This is a genomic window from Massilimicrobiota sp. An105 (assembly GCF_002161155.1).
Classification (GTDB): Bacteria; Bacillota_I; Bacilli_A; order Erysipelotrichales; family Coprobacillaceae; genus Allocoprobacillus; species Allocoprobacillus merdigallinarum.
On record NZ_NFLY01000062.1, the window covers coordinates 1 to 10,235 of the forward strand.

The 10,235-nt window shown below is 31.7% G+C and carries 14 protein-coding genes and 1 pseudogene; 5 read left to right on the plus strand and 10 right to left on the minus strand.

Annotated elements, in window-relative coordinates:
- Positions 1 to 106: 106 nt before the first annotated feature.
- Entirely contained in the window at positions 107 to 1,255 is a 1,149-nt protein-coding gene (fucO, locus tag B5E48_RS12445; RefSeq protein ID WP_087305385.1) for a lactaldehyde reductase, read from the minus strand.
- 178 nt (positions 1,256 to 1,433) lie between these two features.
- Positions 1,434 to 1,979: a TetR/AcrR family transcriptional regulator C-terminal domain-containing protein gene (locus tag B5E48_RS12450; RefSeq protein ID WP_087242981.1), complete on the minus strand. Its 546-nt coding sequence runs from the start codon at positions 1,977 to 1,979 to the stop codon at positions 1,434 to 1,436.
- A gap of 130 nt (positions 1,980 to 2,109) precedes the next feature.
- Between B5E48_RS12450 and B5E48_RS12455 the strand changes: the two genes are divergently transcribed.
- Positions 2,110 to 2,538: a hypothetical protein gene (locus tag B5E48_RS12455; protein ID WP_087297106.1), complete on the plus strand. Its 429-nt coding sequence runs from the start codon at positions 2,110 to 2,112 to the stop codon at positions 2,536 to 2,538.
- A 249-nt stretch (positions 2,539 to 2,787) separates the two neighbouring features.
- On the opposite strand, the gene alr is transcribed toward B5E48_RS12455, so the two are convergent.
- Together alr and B5E48_RS12465 are read right to left on the minus strand one after the other, a co-directional pair.
- Positions 2,788 to 3,864 (minus strand): alanine racemase, encoded by a 1,077-nt coding sequence (gene alr, locus B5E48_RS12460; protein ID WP_087243106.1) that lies wholly within the window; start codon positions 3,862 to 3,864, stop codon positions 2,788 to 2,790.
- Positions 3,865 to 3,936: 72 nt separating this feature from the next.
- Complete coding sequence (locus B5E48_RS12465) at positions 3,937 to 4,929, minus strand: LolA family protein (RefSeq protein ID WP_087305387.1); 993 nt, start codon at positions 4,927 to 4,929, stop codon at positions 3,937 to 3,939.
- A 94-nt stretch (positions 4,930 to 5,023) separates the two neighbouring features.
- Here B5E48_RS12465 and B5E48_RS12470 point away from each other — a divergent pair, with 94 nt between their 5' ends.
- On the plus strand, positions 5,024 to 5,218 hold the full coding sequence (locus B5E48_RS12470) for a DUF378 domain-containing protein (RefSeq protein ID WP_087242987.1): 195 nt from the start codon (positions 5,024 to 5,026) through the stop codon (positions 5,216 to 5,218).
- Positions 5,219 to 5,281: 63 nt separating this feature from the next.
- Here B5E48_RS12470 and B5E48_RS12475 read toward each other — a convergent pair whose 3' ends face one another.
- The 4 genes from B5E48_RS12475 to B5E48_RS12490 are packed head-to-tail and all read right to left on the minus strand — an operon-like array spanning position 5,282 to position 7,479.
- Positions 5,282 to 5,893 (minus strand): HAD family hydrolase, encoded by a 612-nt coding sequence (locus B5E48_RS12475; protein WP_087305389.1) that lies wholly within the window; start codon positions 5,891 to 5,893, stop codon positions 5,282 to 5,284.
- On the minus strand, positions 5,893 to 6,594 hold the full coding sequence (gene deoD, locus B5E48_RS12480) for a purine-nucleoside phosphorylase (RefSeq protein WP_087305391.1): 702 nt from the start codon (positions 6,592 to 6,594) through the stop codon (positions 5,893 to 5,895). Before deoD ends, B5E48_RS12475 begins: the two co-directional genes overlap by 1 nt.
- Positions 6,595 to 6,600: 6 nt before the next feature.
- Positions 6,601 to 7,032 carry a YbbN family protein gene (locus B5E48_RS12485; RefSeq protein WP_087242992.1) on the minus strand — a complete coding sequence of 144 codons (432 nt, stop codon included), beginning with the start codon at positions 7,030 to 7,032 and terminating at the stop codon, positions 6,601 to 6,603.
- Positions 7,033 to 7,479, minus strand: coding sequence for a hypothetical protein (locus B5E48_RS12490; protein WP_087305393.1), 447 nt, complete (start codon positions 7,477 to 7,479; stop codon positions 7,033 to 7,035).
- A 130-nt stretch (positions 7,480 to 7,609) separates the two neighbouring features.
- Here B5E48_RS12490 and B5E48_RS12495 point away from each other — a divergent pair, with 130 nt between their 5' ends.
- Genes B5E48_RS12495 through B5E48_RS12505 form a run of 3 tightly spaced genes read left to right on the plus strand, consistent with a single transcriptional unit; the run spans position 7,610 to position 9,354 of the window.
- Positions 7,610 to 7,975, plus strand: a complete 366-nt coding sequence (locus B5E48_RS12495; RefSeq protein ID WP_087242996.1) for a hypothetical protein — start codon at positions 7,610 to 7,612, stop codon at positions 7,973 to 7,975.
- An 18-nt stretch (positions 7,976 to 7,993) separates the two neighbouring features.
- On the plus strand, positions 7,994 to 8,443 hold the full coding sequence (locus B5E48_RS12500; protein WP_087242998.1) for an NfeD family protein: 450 nt from the start codon (positions 7,994 to 7,996) through the stop codon (positions 8,441 to 8,443).
- Positions 8,437 to 9,354 carry an SPFH domain-containing protein gene (locus B5E48_RS12505; protein ID WP_087297101.1) on the plus strand — a complete coding sequence of 306 codons (918 nt, stop codon included), beginning with the start codon at positions 8,437 to 8,439 and terminating at the stop codon, positions 9,352 to 9,354. Before B5E48_RS12500 ends, B5E48_RS12505 begins: the two co-directional genes overlap by 7 nt.
- A 74-nt stretch (positions 9,355 to 9,428) precedes the next feature.
- Here the strand turns inward: B5E48_RS12505 and B5E48_RS13990 are convergent, their stop codons facing one another.
- Both B5E48_RS13990 and B5E48_RS13995 read right to left on the minus strand, forming a co-directional pair.
- Positions 9,429 to 9,815 carry a group II intron maturase-specific domain-containing protein gene (locus B5E48_RS13990; protein ID WP_224762633.1) on the minus strand — a complete coding sequence of 129 codons (387 nt, stop codon included), beginning with the start codon at positions 9,813 to 9,815 and terminating at the stop codon, positions 9,429 to 9,431.
- 72 nt (positions 9,816 to 9,887) lie between these two features.
- Positions 9,888 to 10,109: pseudogene (locus B5E48_RS13995) on the minus strand (reverse transcriptase domain-containing protein); the annotation flags it as partial.
- Positions 10,110 to 10,235 lie beyond the last annotated feature (126 nt).

Sequence of the window (10,235 nt, forward strand, 5' to 3'; positions counted from 1 at the left end):
CAATATCTGAAGGTGATTTTTATAATACAAAAAATCACTTTGCAATTTGAAATTCAACTCCCACAAGAAGAGTTGAATTTAAATATACAAAGTGGAATTTAGTTTTTCATTTCACCAAAGATTGATATAATGCTTTAATTTCTTCAACACTTGTATCTCTAGGATTTCCTGGACAACATGCATCAGCTAAAGCTGATTCACTTAAGAAGTCTAAATCTTCAACTTTCACAATATCTTTAAGATCAGCTGGGATACCAACATCTTGTGATAATTGTTTAACAGCATTGATTGCAGCCTGACGATATTCATCTTGGCTCATACCTGTTGTATCAACACCCATTGCTTCAGCAATATCTTTATATTTTTCACCAGTATATGGTGCATTGTATTCCATAACTGTTGGTAAAATAATTGCATTTGCCACACCATGAGGTGTATCATATAATGCTCCAAGAGGATGTGCCATACTATGAACCAATCCTAAACCAACATTAGAGAATCCCATACCTGCGATATATTGACCTAAAGCCATACCTTCTCTACCTTCTGGTGTATTTTCAACAGCTCCTCTTAAGTTTTTCGCAATGATTTCGATTGCTTTTAAATGGAACATATCACTCATTTCCCATGCTCCTTTAGTAATATATCCTTCAATCGCATGAGTCAATGCATCCATACCTGTTGCAGCAGTTAAACCTTTAGGCATGCTTGCCATCATATCAGGATCAACAAAAGCAACAACTGGAATATCATGAACATCTACACATACCATTTTTCTATCTTTTTGTGCATCAGTAATAACATAATTGATAGTGACTTCAGCTGCTGTTCCTGCTGTTGTAGGTACTGCAAAGATTGGTGTACATGGATTTTTAGTATCAGCAACACCTTCTAAGCTTCTTACATCTCCAAATTCTGGATTACGATCAATAATTCCAATCGCTTTAGCAGTATCCATTGATGATCCACCACCAATAGCTATAATATAATCAGCTTTTGCATTATGCAATGCTTCTACACCATGTTGTACATTTTCAATTGTTGGATTAGCTTTAATATCTGAATAAATTTCATAAACTAATCCTGCTTCGTCTAATAAATCTGTTACTTTTTTTGTGACTCCAAATTGAATTAAATCCGGATCAGAACAAACCAATGCTTTTTGAAAACCTCTTGCTTTTGCTTCAGTAACAATTTCATTGATTGCTCCTTTTCCATGATAGCTTGTTTCATTTAATACAAATCTGTTTGCCATTTTTATTACATCTCCTTTATTTTGCTGATTCTATTTTAACATTCTTGTGAAAATAAAAACAAGTGACAAATGAAAGCGTTTGTCACTTTACTTCATAAAACATTTTCACAGGAATTCTATATTGATATGAACTCCACTTTCATAACCTATTAACATGTCTCATATAGGCTCATTAAAACTATAAATCAGACAACAATTGTTCTAATTTAGGAGGTAAAGCTTGAATTAATAAATCAGCCATTTCTTCAGGTGTCTTATTCATTCCTGAAATCGCCCATTCCACTGTCATTGTGATAGAACCATGACAGTACATTTCTAATAAAAACATAATATCCGTAGGAATATTTCCTATTTTTTTATAAATAATATTCTGATAAAACTCTAAAATACACTGATAATCATAATTTTCGACATTATTATAATCCTTAGATTGGAACGCCTGCATAAAAAAGATTTTATCATTCAGTAAAAAAGTAAATTTCTTAATCAGTCCTTCTCTCAGTGTTGAAGAATTGCCAATCTGTCGAAATGATTTATCAGCCAGTTTTTCAAAATACCAATTAACCAAATCGTATTTATCTTTAAAATAGCGGTAAAAAGTTTGTCTTGTCATTCCACTATGTTTCACAATATCTGTAACAGTCATTTTATCTAATGACTGTTTTGCCATTAAATCTTTAATACTTTGTGCAAAAAGATAGCGTGTTGAATCGTGTTCGTTCATAATGACCACCTCTCGTCTTTTTTATTATAAAAGAAACAGGACTTTGAAACAAGCCCAAACATTCACACAATCTTCTTATTGTCATATGTCCTGAAATTTGTTAGAATATGAACATTAGGAGGCATCAAACATGAATTTTATAAAGAAGTTTGCAAAAGAAATTAGTGTCTTTGGATTAGTGCTTTTGATATTCTTAGGACTCTTTATATATCGTCAGGCAACATTTAAAGATTATAAGACAGTATCAGAAAGTCGATTAACTCAAATGATAGAAGATAAAGAAGATTTTGTCGTTGTATTAGGAGATTCAACTGATTCCACAATGGTCAGTTATCAAGACATCATGACGACATATACAACCAAAAATCGTTCTACACCTTTTTATTATCTAGATACATCTGAAGTTGATAATATTGACAGTTATGTAGAAAAAACATTTGATACAAATGTGACTTATCCAGCAACTCTTATTATTAAAGATGGAAAGATGACTGCCAAAAAAGAAGGATACAATCAATATTATTCTTTATATGATTTCGTTAAAGAAAATTTCGAATAAAAAATAAACAATATTATAAAATGAAGTTGACACTATTTTAACCAGAAGTGATATTCTCTTCTGGTTTTTATTATTATATTCTCACTGACCATGACAATGACAAACTTGAGATATGACTTTTTACCTTTTATTTTTCATACAAAAATATTTTGTCTCTTATCTCATATATAGAAAAAAGAGAAGCATATTTTTATATACTCCTCAAAAATCATCAAATTCTTAACTCCATCATATTTTTCAATGGAATTTTTATTTCTTATAAATTCTTTCGACACGTTCACTCACTAAACACACAATTTCATATGGGATTGTTGACAATTCCTTAGCCATACGAGCCAGTGTTATATGTTCACCAAAAATTTCCACACGATCATGTAAATGAACATTCTGATCGACCTTAACCATCATTTGATCCATACAAACTCTACCAACAATTGGATAATAATGTCCCTCTATATAAACTTCTCTACCCTGATTCGCACGAATCAATCCATCGGCATATCCAATAGGTAATGTGGCTATATACTCATCTTCTAAAGCTGTATATGTGAGTCCATAGCCAATGCGTTCACCCTTCTTAACCTGTTTTATCATTGAAACACGTGTATATAAAGACATCACCTGTTTGAGTGCTTGACATTCTTCACCAGATGGATCAACGCCATACATAGCTATACCAATACGTGCCAAATTAGAGCGGTCATCTTGATGATACATCATAGCAGCTGAATTTTGGCAATGGATATATCGAAAAGAATGTTGACCAATAATATCATAAAACATCTGAATTTGCTGTTCATAAGCATCATTTTGCATCTCATCATCAGCAGTTGCAAAATGCGTAAAAACACCATCAACCTGAAACATAGAATTTTGACAACAAGCCAAAATATCCTCAAATTCTGCTTTTGATTTCAAACCAATACGATTCATTCCAGTATCTATTTTAATATGAACTTTCACAGGTTTATGATGATGATAAAGCTTTTGAATTTCAGCCATATATTCCTTTGAAAATAACGATAAAGTAATATCATAATGAATAACCAAATCCAAATCTTCAATAGGAATAGCACCTAAAACAAGTATATCCTGTTGAATTCCAATCTTTCTTAAATCAATAGCTTCTTTCAGTGTTGCAACACCAAACATTGAAATATGTGGATTATCCTTTAAAATATTGGCAACCTGCTGATAACCGTGTCCATAAGCGTTAGCCTTAATGATGGCCATAAGCGGTTTACGTACTTTTTGATATAATGTTTCAACATTATCCTGTAAATAATCTAGACGAATGCAGGCATAGGTATCACGATAATGTATCACATTTTCACCCCTTTTCATTGTTTTAGTATAATCCATCATACTCTTTTTTTCAAGAAAAAATAGGGTTTTCCCCTATTTCACTTGTGATGATTGCATACTTGATAAAACAGCGAGTTTTTCTTGTGATGTTAAATCATTAGAATAAAGAGAACAAACAACCCCTGATGAAATATATGTCATTTGCTGATCATTTTCAAAAGCTACTCCATCAATCATATCTATCATTTTGCCATCAATACTTTCAATTTGTAAATCATCATTTTCTTTTGATGTTTTTTCAACGATAGTAAATGATTTTTCACCAGTAAATTTTAAAATATGATTAATTTCATCATCAATTGTAGATACTTTTTCATTTTCTAGTGTTGATCCCATTAAAGATACTGGATAAAGTGGTAATGATGCTGCCACACTATCTGTGTATTCTGTTTTTGTTTCTTTAATGATATTGTTTTGTAAAAAACTATCTTTTTTCATATCCTGATTCATTTCAAAAGATGTGACTTCAACTTTAATAACTTCTGTTCCATCCTGATCAAACACACTAATATATACTGGTTTTAAAGTTTTATCAAACTTCACTTCCTGACTTTTAACACGTTCATCATTTTCATAAGTCATTTCACCTTGAACCAGATATCCATCTTTTACTTTTTCAGATTTATTATCTTTTAAAAATGATACAAGTGATTGATAGATGTATGGTTTAGGTGAATTATGAGGCCATTCGCTTTGAAATTGAAAAGCCTGATTCAGTGATGGCGTTAAGACAAACACACCTTCATCATTTCTAACAATCACTTGTGATTGATTTAATGATTTATCGTAAAGCTCAACTTTATAATAATCTTTTTTATCAATACGTGCATAAGTTGATGTGACCTGATAAGATTTTAATTCATCATTCTCTAACATCTCCATATTTCCTACAAGTTGATAACTTTGACATTGATTCGCTTCTTCAATCAAATCATTAAGTGATGTAGATTTCAAAAAAAACCAGCTTACACCTATAACAATCACAACAATCACACTCACTGCAATAGCAATGATTTTTTTATTCATGATTATTCCTCCTCATCACATCTTATGATTTGTCAATATTTTTATGAATAAAGATATGAGGTTTGGTTATAATATCATTAGGAGGATAGAAAAAATGAATATGATACAGAAAATTGCTTTAGTTTTTACCATTATTGGTGCAATCAACTGGGGACTCATTGGCCTCTTTAATTTTAATCTTGTAGAAGCTGTTTTTGGCGATGCGCTTTTAAGTGCCATTATCTATATGATTGTAGGAATTGCTGGTATTATTAATATTATGTTGTTATTTACTGATTTAGATCGATAAAGAAAAGACAAAACGTTTGAAGTATAACTTCTAGACGTTCTGTCTTTTTTATATGATGATTTTTTAAAAATCACTTATTTTACCAGTCTTTAAAGCAATTCTTTTTCTATTTTTGACAAGAGCTAACATAGGTAAATCTGAAGTAGAGTCAGAATAACCAATAGAGTTTTCAAAATCAATTTCAATATTCTGTGATTTTAAACATTCAAGAATACGTGGTACTTTTCCTTCACCTTTACAATTTTTACCAATAACTGTGCTTGTTGGTTGACCATTTTTTGTGAGTGTTCGAGTTCCTATTAAATAATCAGCAGGTAACTGATGATATTTCATATAAACTTCACAAGAAGCTGTACAAACAATCACAATATAGCCTTGTTGATGCTCTTTTTCCATTTGTTTGATCATATGTGGATAATAGCTTGAAACCACTTCATTTTCATAAAATGTTTTTAATTGTGAATTATCCATATGATCAAGTGGAAACAATAAAGCAGATTTGGCTTTTTCAAAACTACTGATATGTAATAAATATAAAAAGTAATAAAATGCGACTTTAAAAAAATAGAAAAAATGTACAGGATGCTTCTTTAAATCATATTTCAATAAACGAACGATTGTATCTCCTGAAGCAATTGTATTATCAAAATCATATAAAGCAACTTTCTTTAGCATTAAGCAATCTCCAAAGCTATTTCCATCATTGTCGTAAATGTCTGTTCTCTTTCTTGAGCAGTTGTTTCTTCCTGAGTCACTAAAGAGTCAGAAACAGTAAGTAATGTCAATGCTTTTTTACCAAGATAAGCCGCTGTTGCAAATAAAGCATAAGATTCCATTTCGACACCTAAGCAGCCCATAGATGCCCATTTTTTCCCTGAATCCTGATCAGCATGATAAAAAATATCAGATGCAATAACATTTCCAACATGATAGCTGGCACCTTTCAATTTGGCCTGTTCTACAGCTTTTTCTAATAAAGCATATGAACTAATCGCAGAATAAGTACCTGGCAATTCAAACTGATGAGCAAAATTACTATCTGTACAAGACCCTTGTACAATAATAATATCTCTTAAATGAACATCTTTTTGTAAAGAACCGCAAGATCCAATACGAATAATAGCTTCTACATCATATTGCGTAAACAATTCATGTGAATATATTCCTATAGATGGTTGTCCCATTCCAGAACCCATAATAGAAACTTTTTTACCATGATAAAATCCTGTATATCCAAACATATTTCTTACAGCATTAAATTGATGTACATCTTCTAAATAATGTTCTGCTAAAAATTTAGCACGCAACGGATCTCCTGGCATTAAAACAGTTTTCGCAATTTCTCCTTTTTGTGCTTGGTTATGTGGTGTTGACATTTTTCATCATCCTCCTTCGTGAAATGTCTGACCTTCTTTAAAAAAATATATTTCATGATTATCAACTGATAATTCTTCTCCAGCAATAGCCTGACGAACCATTTCTAAAAATTCCTGATCTTCGCCCATCTGATAACCTACCCATGCAAAATAACCATCTAATACAATAAAAGGCACACTACCTGAGTTATCATTCACAACATAATCTTCTAATAAATGACAGGTCTTCGCATAAGATTCAATTGATGATTCCTCATCAATATCCAGCTGGATAATATCCATTTGGCTACCATATTCTTCTTCCAGTTCAGGAATGACAACTTGAATAAACGAACGACAATGTGGACATGTTTTCGCATAATAAACATATAAATAATATTGTGGTCGATTTTGACAACCACTCAAAAAAAGCAATAAAACAAGAAATAACTTTTTCAATTATTCTTGTTGATAAAGAAAACGTAGTCCACTTAATTCATCACTTAACGCTTTATCATTTATAGCGTTATCAATATCTTTGACTAAATATTCTTCATCACCAGAAGTATAGCCAACTTTCGCAAAATAACCATCTAAGGCATACATTGGCCCCATACCATAAAGCGATTGGTCAAACTGATCAAGCTGTGTAATGACATCTTCATAAACAGCCTGTGTCGCTTCATCATCAAGATCATATTGTTGAATCGTTAATGTATCTCCAAATGTTTCTTGTAAATATGGAATAGCATCATCCTGGAAAGATTGACATTCTGAACATGTTTCAATATAAAAATAGAGCAATGTCGCTGGTTGAGTTAATGTTATTTTATTGATGGGTTGTTGACTTGATTGACACCCCATTAATAACATCATTGATAATATAAATAATATTTTCTTTTTCATTCTTTTCTCCTTTTACATGTATTATAAACTATCTTATCCAAATTGTATACTCACACATTTAAAATCTTTTTTAATTTTGTTGAAAAAAAATAATTTTAATAATATAATATATTTAAGGAGGAGGATATAAATGAACTTTGAATGGTCAACAAATGATATAGCCACAATGACTGTTACTATTTATGAAACAAATTTAACTTTAAACAAAGCAGCCTGTGTTCATTTTGAAGACGTGAATTATGTTCTTTTAGGGATAGATAGAACCGCTAGACAAATTGGAATCAAACCTGTTACCAAACAGGAAATAGATGAAAATATTTACCCAAAGAGTCAATTACATCGTATTTCACTAGGAAAAAGCTATGGAAGAATTTCTAACAAATCATTTGTATTAGACCTCAGTGTGGAATTTGATCTAGATTTTTCAAAACAGCAATGTTATAAGTACAAGGCTACATATGATATTGTTCATTCTATTATGATTGTTCAACTATAAGAGAAAGGGGAAATGATTATGTCAATCACTCTTGTATGGACTATTATTCTTGTCATTGCGGTCATTGTCGAAGCCATTACAATTGACTTGGTCAGTATCTGGTTTGGGATTGGAGCCATTGCTGCATTAATCTGTCATTTCTTTGGTGTTGGAGAAGTTTTGCAAATTGTTATTTTTGCGATTGTTTCCATTGTCTGTATTGTTGCCTCAAGACCACTGGCTAAAAAATACTTACGTGGAAATACTGTCAAAACAAACCTTGATCGTATGATTGGAAAACATTGTTTAGTCACTGAAACAATTACTGCTGATCAAAAAGGTGAAGTCAAAGTCATGGGAAACTTATGGTCAGCAACAAGCCTTAATAATGAAACAATTCAAATTGGCGATTATGCTGAAGTTATTTCAATTGAAGGTTCACATGTTGTCGTAAAAAAAATAAACAAAGGAGATGATACTTCATGTTAGATGGAATCTTTAGATATTTATGGATTATTTTATTAGTTGTATTAGTTGTTGTCATTATCGCAAAAACAATTCGTATTATTCCTCAATCTTATGCATATGTTGTAGAAAGAATCGGAGCTTATAATCGTACATGTACAGTTGGGTTGCATATTATGATTCCTTTGCTTGATAGAATTGCAAATAAAGTTTCTTTAAAAGAACAAGTATTAGATTTTGCTCCTCAACCTGTGATTACAAAAGATAATGTCACAATGCAAATTGACACTGTTGTTTATTTTCAAATCACAGATCCAAAATTATTTACTTATGGTGTTGTCAGACCATTGAATGCTATTGAAACCTTAACTGCCACAACACTTCGTAATATTATTGGTGATCTTGAACTTGACGAAACATTAACATCTAGAGATATTATCAACTCAAGAATGCGTTCTATTCTTGATGAAGCTACAGATCCTTGGGGAATTAAAATTCATCGTGTTGAAGTTAAAAACATTATTCCTCCACGTGATATTCAAGAAGCTATGGAAAAACAAATGCGTGCAGAACGTGAAAGACGTGAAGCCATCTTACAGGCTGAAGGTAAAAAAACTGCTGCTATTTTAACTGCTGAAGGTAAAAAAGAATCTATGATTCTTGAAGCCACTGCAGAAAAAGAAGCACAGATTGCTCGTGCTGAAGGTGAAGCTGAAGCATTAAGACTTGTTTATGAAGCTCAAGCTAAAGGTATCGAGTATATCAATAGTTCTCAACCTCAACAAGCTTATATTACATTAGAAGGATTTAAAGCATTAGAAAACCTTGCTAAAGGAGAATCAACAAAAATTATTATTCCAACTGATTTACAAGGTATGGCTGGTGCTGTAACATCTATTGCTGAAATAGTTAAAGATCCAAAAAACAAACAATAAATTGAATAGGGGCTAAGAATTAATATCTTTCGCCCCTTTCACAACACCGTGCGTAGGGTTCCCTACACGGCGTTTCATAAGTTTATAGAATTGTAATAATCTAGTGCACTTACAAACCCAAATCTTTTTAATCTTTCGTTTGTCAGTGTTCTAGAGAGTATAAAGCTATTGGCTATATGCCAGTAGCTTTTTCTTGTATTTGCCCATTCCCATGCCTTATTCCTGTCTATACCTAGCTTTTGCAGATTTCTATACCTTGTTCTTACTAGCTTCCATCTCTTCCAATATATCATTCGTATTCTTCGTCTTAGCCACGAGTCAACTTTACCAAGATATCCTCTCATATCAGCTATCCTGTAGTAATTTATCCATCCCGTAATATAGAGCTTTAATTCCTGAGCTAGTTCCTTACTACTGATAGGTCTATTTCTTTTTGTGATTTCTTTGATTCTTCTTTTCATCTTTTCTTTTGATTTCTTATGAACAGTGATTCGTACGTTACCACTCTTCTCTATATAGAATCCAAATCCTAGAAATTTTACACCAGTAATATAAGCGACTTTTGTTTTCTCTTGATTGACTTTAACGAATAAATTCTCTTCAAGATATCTCGTCACTGTTTCCTTGACTCTCATAGCACTTCTTTCACTTTTGAACAGTATGACACAGTCATCTGCATATCTTACAAATCGATTTCCTCTTCTTTCCATTTCTTTATCAAATTCATTAAGATAGACATTTGATAGTAATGGACTTAGGGGACCTCCTTATGTGGAGTTAGTTATTATGCCGAGTTAATTTAAATTACCCTTTAATAATCATATGGTTTTCTTTATTTTCTCGGCATAATACATCACAATTTAAATAGAAATATAGTTCTA